The 18,093-nt window shown below is 31.2% G+C and carries 17 protein-coding genes; 10 read left to right on the top strand and 7 right to left on the bottom strand.

The genetic code is table 11. The annotated features are described in order from the left end of the window. The first annotated feature begins 40 nt into the window (after nucleotides 1-40). Entirely contained in the window at nucleotides 41-685 is a 645-nt protein-coding gene (locus tag NHF47_RS03140; RefSeq protein ID WP_252763567.1) for an HD domain-containing protein, read from the top strand. A gap of 49 nt (nucleotides 686-734) precedes the next feature. On the opposite strand, the gene NHF47_RS03135 is transcribed toward NHF47_RS03140, so the two are convergent. From NHF47_RS03135 to NHF47_RS03110, 6 genes are all read right to left on the bottom strand, one after another. Then, nucleotides 735-1,505, bottom strand: a complete 771-nt coding sequence (locus NHF47_RS03135) for an enoyl-CoA hydratase/isomerase family protein (protein WP_252763566.1) — start codon at nucleotides 1,503-1,505, stop codon at nucleotides 735-737. Nucleotides 1,506-1,532: 27 nt separating this feature from the next. After that, nucleotides 1,533-2,960, bottom strand: coding sequence for a PAS domain-containing sensor histidine kinase (locus tag NHF47_RS03130; RefSeq protein WP_252763565.1), 1,428 nt, complete (start codon nucleotides 2,958-2,960; stop codon nucleotides 1,533-1,535). A gap of 56 nt (nucleotides 2,961-3,016) precedes the next feature. Then, nucleotides 3,017-3,565 carry a CopD family protein gene (locus tag NHF47_RS03125; RefSeq protein WP_252763564.1) on the bottom strand — a complete coding sequence of 183 codons (549 nt, stop codon included), beginning with the start codon at nucleotides 3,563-3,565 and terminating at the stop codon, nucleotides 3,017-3,019. Further along, nucleotides 3,555-4,907 (bottom strand): MATE family efflux transporter, encoded by a 1,353-nt coding sequence (locus tag NHF47_RS03120; protein ID WP_252763563.1) that lies wholly within the window; start codon nucleotides 4,905-4,907, stop codon nucleotides 3,555-3,557. Before NHF47_RS03120 ends, NHF47_RS03125 begins: the two co-directional genes overlap by 11 nt. Beyond that, complete coding sequence (gene hemH / locus NHF47_RS03115; protein WP_252763562.1) at nucleotides 4,907-5,944, bottom strand: ferrochelatase; 1,038 nt, start codon at nucleotides 5,942-5,944, stop codon at nucleotides 4,907-4,909. Before hemH ends, NHF47_RS03120 begins: the two co-directional genes overlap by 1 nt. Nucleotides 5,945-6,066: 122 nt before the next feature. After that, on the bottom strand, nucleotides 6,067-6,939 hold the full coding sequence (locus NHF47_RS03110) for a helix-turn-helix transcriptional regulator (protein ID WP_252763561.1): 873 nt from the start codon (nucleotides 6,937-6,939) through the stop codon (nucleotides 6,067-6,069). Nucleotides 6,940-7,168: 229 nt separating this feature from the next. Here NHF47_RS03110 and hemA point away from each other — a divergent pair, with 229 nt between their 5' ends. Genes hemA through NHF47_RS03065 form a run of 9 tightly spaced genes read left to right on the top strand, consistent with a single transcriptional unit; the run spans nucleotide 7,169 to nucleotide 16,172 of the window. Continuing rightward, entirely contained in the window at nucleotides 7,169-8,416 is a 1,248-nt protein-coding gene (gene hemA / locus NHF47_RS03105; RefSeq protein WP_252763560.1) for a glutamyl-tRNA reductase, read from the top strand. 10 nt (nucleotides 8,417-8,426) lie between these two features. Next, nucleotides 8,427-9,347: a hydroxymethylbilane synthase gene (gene hemC / locus NHF47_RS03100; protein ID WP_252763559.1), complete on the top strand. Its 921-nt coding sequence runs from the start codon at nucleotides 8,427-8,429 to the stop codon at nucleotides 9,345-9,347. Nucleotides 9,348-9,360: 13 nt separating this feature from the next. After that, nucleotides 9,361-11,103, top strand: coding sequence for a TrkH family potassium uptake protein (locus NHF47_RS03095; RefSeq protein WP_252763558.1), 1,743 nt, complete (start codon nucleotides 9,361-9,363; stop codon nucleotides 11,101-11,103). Between the two features lie 11 nt (nucleotides 11,104-11,114). Beyond that, nucleotides 11,115-11,831: a TrkA family potassium uptake protein gene (locus tag NHF47_RS03090; RefSeq protein WP_252763557.1), complete on the top strand. Its 717-nt coding sequence runs from the start codon at nucleotides 11,115-11,117 to the stop codon at nucleotides 11,829-11,831. Continuing rightward, nucleotides 11,832-12,503 (top strand): uroporphyrinogen-III synthase, encoded by a 672-nt coding sequence (locus NHF47_RS03085; RefSeq protein WP_252763556.1) that lies wholly within the window; start codon nucleotides 11,832-11,834, stop codon nucleotides 12,501-12,503. 57 nt (nucleotides 12,504-12,560) lie between these two features. Further along, nucleotides 12,561-13,586 (top strand): uroporphyrinogen decarboxylase, encoded by a 1,026-nt coding sequence (hemE, locus tag NHF47_RS03080; RefSeq protein ID WP_252763555.1) that lies wholly within the window; start codon nucleotides 12,561-12,563, stop codon nucleotides 13,584-13,586. Between the two features lie 30 nt (nucleotides 13,587-13,616). Next, nucleotides 13,617-14,189: a DUF3575 domain-containing protein gene (locus tag NHF47_RS03075; RefSeq protein WP_252763554.1), complete on the top strand. Its 573-nt coding sequence runs from the start codon at nucleotides 13,617-13,619 to the stop codon at nucleotides 14,187-14,189. Nucleotides 14,190-14,230: 41 nt separating this feature from the next. Further along, a complete protein-coding gene (gene hemF, locus NHF47_RS03070; protein ID WP_252763553.1) occupies nucleotides 14,231-15,133 on the top strand; it encodes an oxygen-dependent coproporphyrinogen oxidase in 903 nt (300 codons plus the stop codon). 10 nt (nucleotides 15,134-15,143) lie between these two features. Further along, entirely contained in the window at nucleotides 15,144-16,172 is a 1,029-nt protein-coding gene (locus tag NHF47_RS03065) for a DUF4421 family protein (RefSeq protein WP_374670039.1), read from the top strand. Between the two features lie 60 nt (nucleotides 16,173-16,232). Here NHF47_RS03065 and NHF47_RS03060 read toward each other — a convergent pair whose 3' ends face one another. Continuing rightward, a complete protein-coding gene (locus NHF47_RS03060; protein WP_252763551.1) occupies nucleotides 16,233-18,092 on the bottom strand; it encodes a DUF4836 family protein in 1,860 nt (619 codons plus the stop codon). Between the last annotated feature and the right edge of the window lies 1 nt (nucleotide 18,093).

Raw genomic sequence — 18,093 nt, 5'->3', positions numbered from 1 at the left:
CATTAGTAATGAATAGAATTTGGAATTTTTCTATATAAAAATGACAGTAATAGATACGACCATACTTTTTGTAAAAAAACAATTGCAACAGGCTGAAGGAGGTCATGATTGGTTTCATATTGAAAGAGTGTACAAAAATGCGCTCCTATTGGCAAAAGAAGAAAACTGCAATCTGGAAATTGTAAAGTTAGGTGCTTTACTACATGACATTGCAGATAGTAAATTTCATTATGGAGATGAAACCATCGGACCTAAAATAGCTCGTGATTTTTTGGTGAGCCAAAATGTTGCTGTAGATACTATAGACGCAGTAGTTGCTATTATTGAAAATATTTCTTTTAAAGGAGGAAATTTTGAAAAAACATATACTTCCAAAGAATTAGAAATCGTACAAGATGCGGATCGATTGGATGCTTTAGGTGCTATTGGAATCGCGAGAACCTTTAATTATGGCGGTTTTAAAAACAGAACGCTTTATAACCCTGAAATTCAACCCAATCTCAACATGACTAAAGAAGAATATAAGAAAAGTAATGCGCCTACTATAAATCATTTCTACGAAAAACTATTGCTTTTAAAAGATAAAATGAATACCAAAACGGGGAAAAAAATAGCAGCAGAAAGACACCGATTTATGGAACAGTTTTTAGCTCAATTTTATGCCGAATGGGAAGGCGAAAAATAATTAGAATAAAAAAGCGATTCCAATTTGAACCGCTTTTTTAATGTCTTTTTTATTTAAAATTCGCTTTTCTTTTTTCTAAGAAAGCAGTTGTTCCTTCTTTAAAATCATCCGTACCGAAACAAGCTCCAAAGTTTTCAATTTCTACTTGATATCCGTTGGTACCGTCTACAAAATTTGCATTAATAGCTTCAATAGCCTTTGCGATTGCAGTACTGGAGTTTTTAGTAATTTTTGCAGCAATTTCTTTGGCAAAAGAGAGTAATTCAGCTTGTTCCACTACATGATTTACTAATCCATAATGTAAGGCCGCAGAAGCATCAATCATTCCAGCAGTCATAATCATTTCCATTGCTCTTCCTTTTCCTACTAATTGTGCCAATCTTTGTGTTCCTCCATAACCAGGAATAACTCCTAAAGTCACTTCTGGTAGACCCATTTTTGCATTCGTTGAAGCAATTCTAAAATGACAAGCCATGGCCAATTCTAATCCTCCACCTAATGCAAAACCATTTACCGCAGCAATAACAGGTGTTGTTAAATTTTGCACAAAATCAAACAATAATTCTTGTCCTTTAGCTGCTAATTTTCCACCATCCTCTACTGAGAAATTGGCAAATTCAGAAATGTCTGCTCCAGCAACAAAAGCTTTTTCTCCACTTCCTGTTAAAATAATTACTTTTACTGTTGCATCTTTATTTAACGAATGAAAAGCTTCATGCAATTCTAAAATTGTAGCTTTGTTTAAAGCGTTTAATTTTTCAGGTCTGTTAATGGTAATAATAGCAATTTGGTCTAATTTGTCAATTAAAATATTTTCCATTTTAGTTTGATTGTTTTATGTATGTTTTTAAATTATTTCTTGTTCCGCTGTTATGGGAAAAGAGACTGTAAATTCAGTTCCTTTACCTTCTTCACTTTCAAAAGTAATGGTTCCATTATAATTTTCAATGATGTTTTTTATAATGGCTAAACCAAGTCCCATTCCACTCGATTTTGTGGTAAATTTAGGTTCAAAAATACGCGCTTTATTTAGTTCCGAAACGCCTTTACCATTGTCTTTCACTGTAATAATCGCATGATTGTCTTTTCTAAAGACACGTACAAAAATATCTTTATTTTCTTGATTTTCAGGAATCGCTTGAATGGCATTTTTAACCAAATTCGTAATCACACGTATCAATTGCGTTCGATCCAAACTGGCTATAATTTCTTCTTCCGAATAAGAAAAACGGATAAAATCTTCATTAAAGATATCCAAAGCCAATTGAACCACCTTAACCACATCTAAGGTTTCATTTTGTTGGGCTGGCATCGAAGCAAAATTAGAAAAGGCACTAGCAACCGAACTCATCGTATCTATTTGCTGAATTAAAATTTTCGCAAAATCATCTAATTTTTCTTTAGCCTTTGGATCATTTAAATCAAATCGTCTTTGATAACTTTGTACCGTTAATCGCATGGGCGTTAACGGATTTTTAATTTCATGTGCCACTTGTTTTGCCATTTCTCTCCATGCTTGCTCTCTTTCACTTTGTGCTAATTTGGTTGCACTATCCTCTAATTTATCCACCATGTTATTATAGGATTCAATCAACAAATTGATCTCTTTACTACCTTCATCTAATTCAATCTTCTGATTTTGCTGATTGAAATTGGTCTCTTGAATTTTATCAGATATAATTTTTAAAGATTTTGTAATATAACTGGATAAAAAATAGGACAAGAAAATAGAAATCAATAACATCACAAAATACACTTGTCCAAAACGTATCAAAAAATTCTTGATTTCATTATCATAGAATTCGGTATCTTCTTCATAAGGCAAATTTAAAATCGCCAGAGGTTTAAATTTATTATCTTTAATATAACAGTAAGAAGAACGATAAGGCAATCCATCTATTTTCTTAAATTCAACATAGCGTTTATCTATGGTTCCTTGCAAAATTTTAAGTGTGGAAGCATTTATTTCTGGTCGTATGCTATCCATCTTAAAAACAGGCTTGGAAGAAATAATTAAATTCCCTTGCAGGTCAAAAAAATTAATCTCTAAACTATGAATATCCGCAATTTCATGAATCTTCTCTTTAAAGATATATTGAATGTTTTCTGTTGTTAGAGGAAAACTCGTGTTATTTAAAATATAATTGATGTTTTCAATAATGGCATTTTCTTTACGTTCTAACCGATCTTGATGATATTCCCTTGCTTCTTTTTTAAATTGATAATACGATACAAAAGCAATTAATATAGAAGCAATAAGCGTTAAGAATATCATTGAAATAAAAATTCTTAACCGTAGAGAAATATGTTTAATATTGAAGAGTGCGTACATTATTTGTTTTTTTCTCGTATCCTTTTATAAAACTTAAAACCTAGCATAATTAAAATGGAAAAAATAAAAATCCCGACCACACCATAAATCCAATTGATGGCGCTTTTTAAAATAACTAAAAAAACGATAGCAAATAAAATAATGGTAGCCCCTTCATTCCAAATTCTAAAAAAATTGGAGCTATGCTTTACTTCATCTTTTTGTAATTGTTTAAAAAATTGATGGCATTTTCCATGATACAAATAAAGTAACAAAACAAATGCCAGTTTTACATGCATCCAAGGTTGGGTTAACCAAAATTTTCCAGATTCTGTAAAAAAAAGCATCCAAAAAGCAAAAAAACTAGCTAAAACTGCACTTGGCCATGTAATGATATACCAAAGTCGGTATTGCATTAATTGGTATTGTTGAATTAAAATATCTTGTTCTGGTTGTGGTTTTTGCTTGGCTTCTGCATGGTATACAAACAAACGAACGATATAAAATAGTCCAGCAAACCAAGTAATCACAAATATGAGATGTAAAGCTTTAATGTAATTATATTCCATCTTGAACGTACGTTAATTTTCTATTCATTTCTCTTTTTAAAAAAAAACCTGTGACTAAAGTAGATAAAATATCTGCAATGGGAAAGGCAATCCATACTCCAAAAATACCATAATAATTTGGTAAAACTAAAATTAATGGAATGAGAAAAAATCCTTGCTTGGTTAAAGTTAACAATAAAGCAGGAATTGCTTTTCCAGCGGCTTGAAAGTAAGCTGCTCCAATTAATTGTATCGCTATGATAGGGGAAGCTGCAAAAACCAATCGCAAAGCACTTGGTGTTTCTTTGATAATCGTGGCATCTTTAGAAAAAATAGCAACGATGGGTTCCGCTAAAACTAGTATTACAATGAAAATTACGGTGGCTAAACCGGCCGCCCATTTTATAGATTTAGAAATGGTTTCGTTCACTCTTAGATAATTTTTGGCTCCATAATTATATCCTGCAACTGGTAAAAACCCTTGTGTTACTCCTAAAATAGGAAAAAGAGCAAACATCAACATTCGACTTATAATGCCATAAATGGCAACTGAAATTTCTCCTCCATGAATATACAACGTATGATTTAAAATAATCGATAAAATAGCTACAACACCTTGTCTTGCAAAAGTAACAAACCCGAGTGAAGTTATTTCAGAAACTATCTTAATTTGAAGCACATAATGATGCATTTGCAAGCGCAATTCACTTTTGAAAATAAAAAACCAAAAGATAAAAACAAAACACATGAAATAGGACAAAGAGGTGGCTAGTGCAGCACCAAACATACCTAAATTTAAAAATTTTATAAAAATGACATCTAAAATAATATTGCCAAAAGCAGGAATAATCATGGCAATCATGGCAAATTTTGGTTTTCCTTCAGCTCGAATAACCGTATTTCCCATCATACATAAAGCTAAAAAAGGTACTCCATATAAAACCGGAATAAAAAAATCCATGGCTGGTTGCATGATTTCACCATTGGCACCAAATAAAAGAAGTACTTCTTCAGAATACAATAAACCAATTAGCACTGCCAATATAGCCAATCCTAAAGTAAGTACAATTTGGTTTCCAAAAGTTTGTAGTGCCTTTTCTCTGTTTTCTGCTCCTAAGGCTCTAGAAATAATGGAACTTCCTCCTATTCCTAAAGCCATTCCTAAGGAGGAAATTAAAAAAGTTATGGGCAAAACGACAGAAACAGCAGCTATTGCAAGCGATCCTATCCATTGCCCTACAAAAATAGTATCAATAAGTATATTAACAGACATAAACAAGATGCCTATAGAAGCAGGTACTGATTGTTTTATCAGTAGTTCTTTAATAGGTAATGTGCCTAATTCTGTTGATGATACTGCCATTACACATTTTGTTCTTCCGATTGAAAGGCCCATTGATCAATCCAACGGCTCAAAGTCTTACACCAATCGTCATCATCATTTAAACACGGAATTGCCTTAAATTCTTCACCACCATGTGCTTTAAATTCATGATTAGCTTCCATAGCAATTTCTTCCAAAGTCTCTAAACAATCCGAAACAAACGCAGGAGTTACCACTGCTAATTTTTTAATCCCTTTTTCTGGCATTTTATTAATTTCAACATCGGTGTAAGGTGTTAGCCATTTATCTCCTGCTAATCGAGACTGAAAAGTTTGGCTGTATTTTCCTTCTTCAATACCAAGAAATTCGACAACTTGTTTTGTGGTTTCATAACATTGATGACGGTAGCAAAATTCGTGAGCTGGTGATGGAGTATGGCAACAACTACCGTCTATTTTACAATGGCTTTTTGTAATATCTGTTTTGCGAATATGACGTTCTGGAATACCATGATAGGAGAACAGTAAATGATCGTAATCAAATCCTTCTAAATGTTTTTTGATGAGATTAGATAAATCCCTGATATAATCTTTTTGATTATAGAAAGCAGGAACAATCGTAAAATTCATATGCGGAAATTTCTTTTTACGAATTTCTTCTGCCAAAACCAAAATGGTTACCGTTGAAGCCATTGCATGTTGTGGATACAAAGGAAACAACAAAACTTCCGTAACACCCTTATCGCTTAACTCTTGCAAACCACTTTCAATACTTGGGTTTCCATATCGCATCGCTAAAGCAACAGGTATACTTACATTTTGTTCTACCTTAGCTTTCATTCTTTTGGAAAGCACAATTAAAGGAGAACCTTCTTCCCACCAAATTTTTTGGTAAGCTGCAGCCGATTTTTTAGGTCGGGTTTGTAAAATGATACCTCTAACTAATAAAGCACGTAATAAAAAAGGAACGTCTATTACGTATTTATCCATTAAAAATTCATCTAAATAAGGTTTTACATCCTTTGGGGTTGGACTATCAGGGGAACCTAAATTCACTAATAATACGCCTTTCTTCATGGTTATAACTTGGATTTCTATGATTATTAACTTGAGTAAAAATAGATAAAGTCAGTTTTATATTTCTCTCAAGGTTAGTTTTTATTTCTATTTCAATATTATGTAAATCGATGATACAACAATTACACATTAAGGTTTAAATTCATCAAATATTTTTTAGGTGTAATCCCAAATTTCTTTTTAAAAGCGGCTATAAAATGACTGGAAGTGCTGTATCCAACTTTTAACCCTACTTCATTTACATTATAAGAACCTGAATCGAGCATCTTTCGAGCATATTCCATTTTATAATCAAATAAAAAGCTGTATACACTATCACCATAGATTTGTTTAAAACCTACTTTTAACTTTTTTAAAGTTAACCCAACTTGGTCAGCCAACTCTTGCAAACCTGGAGGTTCAGCCATGTTGTTTATAACAATCTCTTTTGCTTTCTTTATTTTTAAGACATTTTCTTCGTCAATTAAAAAAGGGCAGTGTTCGGCATTGGGGTCCTCATTTTGATTGAAATACAAACTCATTAGTTCGTACCCTTTCCCTTTGAGATACAAGTTCTTAATAGACGAATTTTGATTGTAATGGAAAATTTGATTGAGTACAATAGCCATGGACGGGCTTATGTCTTCTTCTCCGTAATATTTTTTATCTAAATTTTCTTTACTTAAGAAAGGAATTACATCAGCTTCGTTAGAAAATAAAGCATGAAATTTTTTAATAGAAATAAGCATGGATATAATCCACGATTTCGGACTTACTTCAAGATGCAGTGGTAATTCCTTTTGAGGATTATAAAGCAGTAATGACTTTTCTTCATTCAAATCCAAAGCATAAGTACCTTGATTAAAAATAAATTTTGCTTTTCCTTTAACATTAAAGTGAAATTGAATCAAACCTGTTTTTACTTGTTTTTCAATACGTTCCATATTATCTGAATCGTTTTGAAAACGCAATAGTGTAAAGTCTGTCTCAATTTTTATTTCTTCAAATGAACTCATAGCGTTGTTTTTTGAGTTATTAAAGCCAATTTAAAATTTGAACTTATTTAGATTGGTTATAAATAAAAAAGTTCTCGTGAACCAATTTTACTACAAAAATAGCGTAAATACTAAAAACAAATCATAAATTTTACAAAAAATCTGCAATCGACACAAAAAGTCCTTTGAGCGTTATTTTTAAAAACACTTCTATACTAATTTTGTTTTTCTATAAGGGAAGTAGAATTTTATGGAGAACTTTACAGGAGTCAAACACACTAGTTTTTACGCAATTGGTCTCAGCTATAAAAAAGCAGATGCCGAAATGAGAGGTAAATTTAGTTTAAATGAAAAAACTAGAATTGATTTATTAAAACAAGCCAAAGAAGAACATATTGAAAGTTTATTTGTAATTTCTACTTGTAATCGAACAGAAATTTATGGCTTTGCAGAACATCCTTTTCAGCTTATCAAATTACTTTGTGATAATAGTTTAGGAACTGTTGAAGATTTTCAAAAAATAGCTTACGTATATAAAAATAAAGAAGCCATAACGCATTTATTTCGAGTAGGAACTGGTTTGGATAGTCAAATTTTAGGGGATTTTGAAATTATTTCACAAATAAAAATTGGGTTTACCGAAAGTAAAAAAAATGGGTTAGGAAATAGTTATATAGAACGTCTAGTAAATGCCGTTATTCAAGCTAGTAAAAGAGTAAAGAATGAAACCCAAATTAGTTCAGGTGCTACTTCTGTTTCATTTGCTTCTGTTCAATATATTATGAATACAATTACCGATATTGGTTCCAAAAATATTTTGCTTTTTGGAACAGGTAAAATTGGTAGAAATACATGTGAAAATTTAGTAAAACACACTAAAAACGACCATATTGTTCTCATAAACAGAACCAAAGAAAAAGCAGAAAAAATTGCGGGTAAATTTAATTTACTAGTAAAAGATTATGCAGATTTACAGTTAGAAATTCAAAAATCTGATGTTTTAGTAGTCGCAACAGGTGCCCAAAACCCAACCATTGATGCTAAAATTTTAAATCTAAAAAAACCTTTGCTTATTCTAGATTTATCTATTCCAAAAAATGTAAATGAAAATGTTACGGACATAGAGGGTGTCTCTTTGGTTCACTTGGATTATTTATCACAGGTTACAGATGAAACTATTGAAAAAAGGAAAGCCCATATTCCAGCTGCAGAAAAAATTATAAATGAAATTGTAGAAGAATTCATAAATTGGTCCAAAGCACGCAAGTTTGCTCCCACCATTCATTCCTTAAAAGAAAAATTAGCAGATATTAAGAATTCGGAATTAAATTATCAAAGAAAAAAAATGGATAATTTCAATGAAGAACAAGCTGAAATTATTAGCAATCGCATCATTCAAAAAATTACTACACATTTTGCGAATCATTTGAAACATGAAAACACCATGGTGGATGAAAGTATTGAATGGATTGAGAAAGTCTTCCGATTAAACCCATAAATTACTTCTTTTGAAAAAAACAATACGCATTGGTACCCGTGATAGTGAATTGGCTCTTTGGCAAGCACATACTGTTCAAAATAAGCTCAACACATTAGGATATAGCACAGAAATTATTGCCGTAAAATCTACTGGTGATCTTATCTTAGACAAACCTTTATATGAATTAGGAATTACAGGAATTTTTACCAAAACTCTTGATGTTGCTATGTTAAAAGGCGAAATAGATATTGCCGTTCATTCCATGAAAGATGTTCCCACAAGTTTACCCAAAGGAATTGTTCAAGCAGCGGTTTTAGAAAGAGCGAACACTTTAGATATATTGGTTCACAAAGGAAATTTAAACTTTTTAGATACCGAAGGAATTATTGCAACTGGAAGTTTAAGAAGAAAAGCCCAATGGCTTCATAAATATCCGACTCATATAGTTGAAGATTTAAGAGGAAATGTGAATACGAGAATGCAAAAATTACATGATCATTCCTGGAATGGTGCAATTTTTGCAGCAGCTGGTTTAGAACGAATTAATTTAAAACCAGAAACCTTTATCAATTTAGATTGGATGATTCCTGCTCCTGCTCAAGGTGCAATGGTAGTGGTAGCGATGGAAGAAGATACTTTTGCAAGAGAAGCTTTGCAGCATTTAAATCATAAAGAAACTGAAATTTGTACCGCAATTGAAAGAAACTTTTTGAAAACTTTAGAAGGAGGTTGCACTGCTCCAATAGGTGCGCTAGCAACTATAGAAAAGGATTCCATTTCATTTGAAGGTGTCTTGTTTTCTTTAGACGGAAAAGAAAAACATTACATCAAAAAAAGTTGTAATTTTGCTGATTATAAATCTTTTGGAAAAAATTGTGCGGAAACTATTTTAGAACAAGGAGGAGCCGTTTTAATGCAACAACTTCGTTCTCAATTGAAAGTGAAATAAATCACTGCTAAAAATGGAAAGAGAATCATTACTCAATTATATTTATCGGTTTTTTGATATTATTGTCCTGCTTTTTATAGTCTTTGATTTTGGCTATGACTTTGCAGAGAATTTCAACAGCCCGCATGTTATAGGATTAATCATTCTGACCATTCTATTGTTAGTCTTTAATACTTTTAAATTCTTTATTTATAAGTATAAAAGTAATAAAAAGGTGGCCTTAGTGAACATGATTATCATTTCACTTTTACTAGCTATATCTTTAATTATTGCGATTTTAAATACCGATTTTAGTTACCACTATATTTTACAAAAAATCAAACCTGTTTTAGAAGGTGGTTTAATTATGTATTTCCTTCTTCGATTACTGGTCTTGGTACGTCATATTTATGACATTTATTTCAATCCAGCTATTGTATTCGTAGGTAGTTTTTTAATATTAGCCTTGTCAGGCGCTTTTTTATTAATGCTGCCCAGTGCCACAACTAATGGAATAAGTTTTACCAATGCATTATTTACAGCAACTAGTGCTGTTTGTGTTACTGGTTTAGCGGTAGTGGATACAGGAGTTGATTTTACGACTGTTGGTCAATCTATTATTTTAGTGTTGATTCAACTTGGTGGAATTGGTATCTTAACTTTTACTTCCTTCTTTGCTTTTTTCTTTAGAGGTAGTTCGTCGTTTAAAGAAGGACTAAATACCAAAGACTTTATTGCTCAAGAAGGCTTAAAAGATGTATTTAGAGCTGCTTTAAATGTGGTTATTTTTACGGTTAGTATAGAGATTATTGGAGCCTTATTTATTTATTCTTCCATTGCGAATAATTATGCCATAACAAATAAATTATTCTTTTCATTATTTCACTCTATTTCAGCCTTTTGTAATGCTGGCTTTTCCATTTTTTCCAATGGATTATATGACGAAAGTATTCGTTTTCATTATTATTTCCAATGGATAATTATGATACTTATTGTTTTTGGAGGATTGGGACATAATATTATTTTTAATTTTTACCGCTATCTGAAAACGTATGTTTTAGAATTATTTGATAAAAAATTGATTCACAAACAAGTTCCTGTAATTACTTTAAATACTAAAATTGTTATTTACACCACTATCATTCTTTTATTTGGGGGTTGGGTGTTTTTATTTATATCTGAATACAACAATACCTTGCTAGAACATCCAACGGTTTTTGGTAAAATTACTAATGCGGCTTTTAGTTCAGTAACTCCTAGAACAGCTGGTTTTAATGTAGTGGATTATACGAGTATGACGGTTCCTTCTTTATTATTTATCATTTTTTTAATGTGGATTGGAGCGTCACCTGCATCCACTGGAGGTGGTGTTAAAACAAGTACTTTTGCTTTAGCCACTTTAAATATATTTGCGGTTGCAAAAGGAAAAAGTAGAATTCAAATTTTTGGCAGAAGAATTACAAGTGAATCTACCTCTAGAGCCTTTGCCATTTTATGTATTTCATTAATTGTAATTGGTGTGGCTATTATGGCTTTGCTCATTTTTGAACCCAAAGACACTCCTGTATTAACGGTTGTTTTTGAATGTTTCTCGGCATACAGTACCGTAGGTTTAAGTTTAAATTTTACACCTACCTTATCGGAACCTAGTAAATATGTGATTATTGCGGTAATGTTTATAGGACGAATAGGAATGCTCAATTTAATGATTGGTTTACTTAGACAAATGAACCATCAATTTTATGAGTATCCCAAAGAAAATATTTTGATTAACTAAAAAAATTTCAAATGAAAATAATTGTTTTTGGACTTGGAAATTTTGGAATGTCACTCGCTTTAAGTTTGACAGAAACAGGTAATGAAGTAATTGGAATAGACAAACAAATGGATAAAGTGAATTTAGTAAAAGATAAAATTTCACATGCCATTTGTATGGATTCCACTAATGAATTAGCCTACGATGCTGTTCCTTTAAAAGATTCAGACAAAGTCGTTGTAGCCATAGGTGAGAATGAAGGTGCTGCGATTATAACTACTGCGATTATTAAAAAATTAAGTAATGTAAAAATCATCAGTAGAGCGCTATCGCCCATACACGATACGGTTTTGGAAGCCATGGGTATTTACAGTATCATTCATCCAGAACAAGATTCTGCAGATCGTTTAACCAAACAAATTAATTTTAAATCTACTTTAGAAAATTACCAATTGGATAACAATTTTACAATTTCTGAAGTACGTGCTAAAAAAGAATTTTATGGGAAAACTTTAGGCGAATTAGACTCTGTAGACAAGTATAGTTTAACATTAGTCACTATCATTCGTAAGAAAGAAAAACGCAACTTAATCGGAAAAAAAACAATAGTGAAAGAATCTATTGGAAGACCCAATCCAGAAACTATTGTGAAAGAAGATGATATTTTAGTGGTTTATGGAAACAACAAAGACATCGAAAATTACTGTATGGGTCAAGAAGAATATGATTTGAGAAATAAAAAAATATAAATGGTTATTTTAAGTACAAAAGAACTTAACAAAAAACAACTTGCTTTATTTGATAAAAAAAAATTTGCACTCATTCATGTCAACTTTATCAAAATCAAATGGCTAAAATTTGTAGCAAATACAATAAATGAATGCCTTATTTTTACGAGTAAAAATGCTGTTAAGAGCGTTTTAAAAAATAAAAATATTGGTAATTTAAAAGATAAAGATTGTTTTTGTGTAGGTGAAAAAACAAAAAAACTATTGGAAACAAACGGATTTCGTGTAGTAAGTCATGAAAAAGATGCCAATACTCTAGCCGAAACCATTTGTGAAAAGTACTTTCAAAAAACATTTACTTTTTTCTCTGGAAGTTTACGTAAAGAGATTTTACCAAAAAAGCTTTTAGATAACAAAATTCGATTAGAAGAAATTACCACCTATAAAACAATTTTACAACCCAAACGAATTGTTTTAGAAACAGCAGCCATATTGTTTTTTAGTCCTTCTGCAGTAGAAAGTTTTTTGGAAAAAAACACCATTCAGAATCAAATTTGTTTTTGTATTGGAAATACTACCGCTCAAAGCTTAGAAAAAAACAGTACTTATATTGATACGGATAAAATTATTATTGCTAATGAGCCTACCGTCGAAAGTGTAATCGAAGAGGTAATACAGTATTATAATTCCTAACTTAAATAGATTCTTTAGAACCAAAATAGACCAAATTCTTTAAAAAAATAAAAAATAATGATAAAAAACGATTTGTTTTTAAAAGCTTTAAATAATGAAACTGTGGAGCGTCCACCTGTTTGGATGATGCGTCAAGCAGGTAGGTATTTACCAGAGTTTATGGCTATCAAAGAAAAATATGACTTCTTTACCCGTTGTAAAACTCCTGAATTAGCATCAGAGATTACGGTGCAACCAATTCGAATTATAAAACCGGATGCTGCTATTTTATTTTCAGATATTTTAGTGGTGCCACAGGCAATGGGAATACAAGTAGAATTACAAGATAATATTGGTCCTGTTTTACCAAATCCAATTCGTAGAGCGAGTGATGTAGATCATGTTTTTATCCCAGATATTAATGAAACGTTGGGTTATGTTATGGATGCCATAGACATGACTCGCGAAAAGTTAGACAATGAAGTTCCGTTAATCGGTTTTGCAGGTTCTCCTTGGACTATTTTCTGTTATGCAGTAGAAGGAAAAGGTTCCAAAAGTTTTGATAAAGCCAAAGGTTTTTGTTTTTCAAACCCTGTTGCGGCACATCAATTACTACAAAAAATTACAGATACTACAATTCTCTATTTAAAAGAAAAAGTAAAGCATGGTGTAAATGCAGTTCAAGTTTTTGATTCTTGGGGCGGGATGCTTTCACCAGCAGATTACACTGAATTCTCATGGCAATATATTAATCAAATTGTAGAGGCTTTATCCGATGAAACTAAAGTGATTGTATTTGGTAAAGGATGTTGGTTTGCTTTAAACGATATGTCAAAATCCAAAGCAGCTGCTATTGGAGTAGATTGGACGTGTTCTCCAAGAAATGCAAGATATTTAACTGGTGGAAAGAAAACGTTACAAGGTAATTTTGACCCTTCTCGATTATTATCTCCAATTCCTGTGATTAAGAAAATGGTGCATGAAATGATAGATGAATTTGGAAAAGACAATTATGTAGTAAACTTAGGCCATGGCATTTTGCCAAATATTCCGGTGGATCATGCGAAAGCCTTTGTGGATGCTGTGAAAGAATATAAAAAATAAATCATTTACGAATTAAAAAGAGTATGGCTCATGGATCTAAAAGTCAAAATAAAAAAGATTTTCATACTCTTTTTTTTCTTACTATTTACAATTTTAACCTTAAATAGTCAGAACAAGATTAAAGGAAATATTGCTTCTGCATTACTAGGTATTCCTAATTTTAGTTACGAAATTAAGATAGGAAGTAAGACTTCCTTTCAAGTGGATGCAACTGCTTCTTTTTGGGAATCTTTTAACCATGCTCCTCAAAAATTTATCATGTTTTTTCCTGAATTTAGATATTATACGCAATCTTTCAATAAAGGATTCTTTCTGGGTACACATGTTGGGGGAAGTAGTTATACCATGCAAAAATATAATTATTGGTCTACCGATTTTTATCAAAAAGGCTATAATATAATGTACGGAATGACTGTCGGTTACACTTTTGAATTTTACAAAAAATGGAATTTAGAGTTGTTTTTAGGAGGTGGCTCAAGTCAAGCTTATTATAAAGGATATAGAATTAGTAATCAAACGCGTTATGATGACGCTAAAAAATTCAATAAAAGTGGAGAATGGATTCTTTATAAAGGAGGATTAATGTTGGTTTATCAATTTTAATATACCAAATAATTAGCTGCTTATGAATAAATTAATGAACAATGAAAAATAAATTTTACGCTTACATACAACAACTACAAGATCAAATTTGCAAAGGCTTAGAACAAATTGATGGGAACGCTTTTTTTAAAGAAGATTTATGGACAAGACCTGAAGGGGGTGGTGGAAGAACACGCGTTATTGAAAATGGTACTGTATTTGAAAAAGGAGGTGTGAATATTTCTGCTGTTCATGGAAAATTACCCGATTCAATGCAGAAATTGTTCAATGTAGGTGAAGCTGATTTTTTTGCTTGTGGATTAAGTTTAGTCATTCATCCTAAAAACCCACTGGTTCCAACTGTTCATGCAAATTGGAGGTATTTTGAAATGTATGATGAGCATGGAACTATTATCAACAGTTGGTTTGGTGGCGGTCAAGACTTAACCCCTTATTACCTTTTTGAAGAAGATGCTGTTCATTTTCATCAAACTTGTAAAACCGCTTGTGACAAACATGATCCAACTTTCTATCCAAAATTTAAAAAACAATGTGATGCGTATTTTTGGAATGCGCATCGTAATGAAGCTAGAGGAATTGGTGGGTTATTTTTTGATTATTGCAAAGAAACGGAGACCTTTTCAATGGAAAATTGGTATGCGTTTGTAACTGAAGTTGGAAATAGTTTCTTAAGCGCTTATTTACCTATTGTTGAAAAACGAAAAAATCTAAGTTATACTCACGAACAAAGAACCTGGCAAGAAATTCGTCGTGGGCGTTATGTTGAGTTTAATTTAGTACATGACAAAGGCACCTTGTTTGGTTTAAAAACAAATGGTAGAATTGAGAGTATTTTAATGAGTTTACCACCTCATGTGCAATGGGTATATAATCACCATCCAGAAAAAGGAAGTGATGAAGAAAAACTAATTGAAGTACTAGAAAAACCGAAGGATTGGATATAAAAAGAAGCAATTGAAATTCTATTTTAGTTTCATATTATTACTTTGTTTTCGTCTTTATGCTCAAGATGAAGGGGCAGTTTTACACGCAAAAAATCATAAATACTATCCAGAGTATCGCATAAATTACTTTGATAAAATGATCTTCAAAATAGATTTGAATAGTGATGTAGACAATTATTCCATTCCTAATTTGAATCGGGCATTGGGAGATGAAAGTAAATTTGTTCCCAACCAAAAAACAAAACTGCGCTTTTCATTTGATTATAAATTCCTAGGCCTTTTCATTTCTTATTCGCCTAATTTTTATGCGAAAGATGAATCTGTTTATGGTGAAACAAAAACCTTGGATTTAAGTTTTAAATTTTTTTATACCGATCGATTGCGACAAGAAGTTGATTTTAAAAACACGCGAGGGTTTTATGTAGAAAGTCCATTACAATCTACACCCTTAGATGTTTATCCTCAACTAGAAATTCGAACTATTGGTGGAAAAACGTTTTATATTATGAATAATAATTTTTCCTATCGTGCCTTTGAAAACATGACCGAAAGACAAGTTAGAAATGCAGGAAGTTTTATCCCATCCATTGGTTATTATTTCAATAAGTTAAAATCGAAAAGAGTAGATGAAAACGAGAAATCATTATTAAAAGTGTATTCGTTTGATGCTTTGTTTCAATACGGTTACATGCATAATTTCATATTAAGTAGAAAATGGTTTGCCACATTAGGAGCGCATCCAGGATTTGGGTTAAATAATTCAAGGAGTTATTATTACGAAAAAGCAACTGATGAACAAACTATCATAAAATCACTTAATATGAATTTTAATTTGGATTTAAATTTAGCATTAGGATATAATAACAAGAATTTATTCGGTGGGTTTAAAGTAAATTTTAGAGATTATCAATACGACAACTCCAAAACTGCTGAATTAATTAATTCCAAATTGTATATCGATTTTTTTGTAGGCTATCGTTTTAAAGAAAATAAGAAAATAAAAAAAGTATTTGAATTACTTGAAAAGAAAATATTCTAAAAAACAAAGCCGCATTTGATATCTAACAAATACGGCTTTTGACTTTACTACCTTCTTTTTTTAATTATTTAAAATAGAAATTAAATCTAAGGTTTGCAAAATAATGTTTTTATCCGCAACTGAAGAACGCAAACTCATCTCAATTTGCAGTTTGTTATTTTCCATCTTTTTAGACGATTTAAAATCTATCGCTTCAAATTGCTGACTTACTTTGTGCATCTTATCCTTATCTTTATTAGAATGTTCTTTGGCTGCTAATTGTGCCATCAAATCTTTCATGTTTAAGTTACCAAAGGCAAAATTATGTTTCATTTGTTGTTTGAATTGCGTACTAAATGAAGTATTAGGGCGATTGATGTGGTTATATCCATTGGTTATTACCATAACATCTCCCTCTTTTAGAATTCTTAAATCTCCTAATTCATTTTCTACACCTCTAACTTTATAATAGTTGTTTTCTTTTATAAGACCCCCTTTTCTTTCAGCTAAATTCAATAATTTTTGACCCATCGTTTTATGTGTGGAAGTCAATACAACTGTAAAAATGGGAGTGTTTTTTGTATCAGTCTTTTCAATTGCTATCTCTTCATAATTTTCATCATATTCATACGAAGTGTATGTATATTCTGTTTGTGAAATATCATGTAAGAAAAATGTAAAATCACCATCCATTAAAGAAGCAATTGCTTTTTCATCTAATAGTGTTTCAATAAAATCAGTTAGTAATTCTACATCTTCTTTTTGTAGGAATTTATTCTCTGGATACATTTGTGCCGTAATCGCTGGAAAGCCATTTAACATTTCTTCCGAATTAATGTGATAGCTCATATAAGCTAAAGGCGATTCATTTGGAAAATACTTAAAAATATTCTTGTTTACTTTTCTATTGACTACTTTTTTCATTAGAGAAGCTAACGGACTAGAATATTCTACTATCTGTTCCATTCTTGCTTGGTCATTATCAAAATACATATTAAAATTAACTCCTTTAATAAAACTATCGATATCATCTGTACTAAAATCTCTAGACCCTTTTGCTATTGATTGTATAATGCCTGAAAAATCTTTTATAGAATTAAAAACAGATTGATAATTTACCCAAGCCGAAATATCTGCTTTAGTTGTAATTTTATCAGATGTTGGTACCTTAAACCCATTTTCAAATAAGAAAGCAATCTGTTGTTGCTGTAAGGCAATGCGCTCCAGTCTTTCTTCTTCTAGTTGTTTTAAATAGGCTTCATTTTCTTTTTCATAATCATAATTTTCTATGAAAACAACAGGATCTTCTCCTTCTTCCTTCCATTCTTCAGGTGTTTCTTCTTCTACTACAACTTCTGTGTCAACTTCTTCTACAGCTTCATCTACAATTTCTTCTGTTTCTTCAACTACAACTGGCTCTTCATAATCTGGATAGGGAATATCATATAAGTTCGAATAATTGTCATGGGTTAACCTAGGTTTTAGAAACTCAATAAAAATCAAATACTCCTTATTCCATGCCATAGATACAGACTCCTTCGGATTCGTATAAACCGTATAGTTTTCGTGTTCAACTAGAGCTGAACCTATTGAATCCTGAACTTTACTGCTAGTTTGTTTTATAATAAAATCTTTAAGACCTTGACTATTTGTAATGGGAATTGTAATTTGATAAAAAGGACGACTGTGAGAAGTATAATTTCCATGAATAAAGCTATTTTTATCCAAATTAACAAAAGACAAATATTCTTTAATATTAAAATCGGAATTGGAATTGGAAATCTTTTTTAAAGCATCATGATTTAATATTTCATCTAAGGCTACTTTTTTAGAAAACTGATTTCCATTAAATTGAATAAAATAATCTAACTCATCAGGAGTAGATTGACCAAAAACAATAGTACTGGCTAATAGTAATAAAACATGCAACTGTTTTTTCATA

It is taken from the genome of Flavobacterium sp. NRK F7 (assembly GCF_024054195.1).
In the GTDB taxonomy this organism is placed as follows: Bacteria; Bacteroidota; Bacteroidia; order Flavobacteriales; family Flavobacteriaceae; genus Flavobacterium.
The sequence above is the reverse complement of the archived record's forward strand: the minus strand, read 5'-3'. Positions and strand labels throughout refer to the sequence as shown.

Excerpts from the sequence above, each read along its gene's own strand:
- NHF47_RS03140 (WP_252763567.1), top strand. The coding sequence starts at position 41 with ATGACAGTAATAGATACGACCATACTTTTTGTAAAAAAACAATTGCAA.
- NHF47_RS03135 (WP_252763566.1), bottom strand. The coding sequence starts at position 1,505 with ATGGAAAATATTTTAATTGACAAATTAGACCAAATTGCTATTATTACC.
- NHF47_RS03130 (WP_252763565.1), bottom strand. The coding sequence starts at position 2,960 with ATGATATTCTTAACGCTTATTGCTTCTATATTAATTGCTTTTGTATCG.
- NHF47_RS03125 (WP_252763564.1), bottom strand. The coding sequence starts at position 3,565 with ATGGAATATAATTACATTAAAGCTTTACATCTCATATTTGTGATTACT.
- NHF47_RS03120 (WP_252763563.1), bottom strand. The coding sequence starts at position 4,907 with ATGGCAGTATCATCAACAGAATTAGGCACATTACCTATTAAAGAACTA.
- hemH (WP_252763562.1), bottom strand. The coding sequence starts at position 5,944 with ATGAAGAAAGGCGTATTATTAGTGAATTTAGGTTCCCCTGATAGTCCA.
- NHF47_RS03110 (WP_252763561.1), bottom strand. The coding sequence starts at position 6,939 with ATGAGTTCATTTGAAGAAATAAAAATTGAGACAGACTTTACACTATTG.
- hemA (WP_252763560.1), top strand. The coding sequence starts at position 7,169 with ATGGAGAACTTTACAGGAGTCAAACACACTAGTTTTTACGCAATTGGT.
- NHF47_RS03095 (WP_252763558.1), top strand. The coding sequence starts at position 9,361 with ATGGAAAGAGAATCATTACTCAATTATATTTATCGGTTTTTTGATATT.
- NHF47_RS03090 (WP_252763557.1), top strand. The coding sequence starts at position 11,115 with ATGAAAATAATTGTTTTTGGACTTGGAAATTTTGGAATGTCACTCGCT.
- NHF47_RS03085 (WP_252763556.1), top strand. The coding sequence starts at position 11,832 with ATGGTTATTTTAAGTACAAAAGAACTTAACAAAAAACAACTTGCTTTA.
- hemE (WP_252763555.1), top strand. The coding sequence starts at position 12,561 with ATGATAAAAAACGATTTGTTTTTAAAAGCTTTAAATAATGAAACTGTG.
- NHF47_RS03075 (WP_252763554.1), top strand. The coding sequence starts at position 13,617 with ATGGATCTAAAAGTCAAAATAAAAAAGATTTTCATACTCTTTTTTTTC.
- hemF (WP_252763553.1), top strand. The coding sequence starts at position 14,231 with ATGAAAAATAAATTTTACGCTTACATACAACAACTACAAGATCAAATT.
- NHF47_RS03060 (WP_252763551.1), bottom strand. The coding sequence starts at position 18,092 with ATGAAAAAACAGTTGCATGTTTTATTACTATTAGCCAGTACTATTGTT.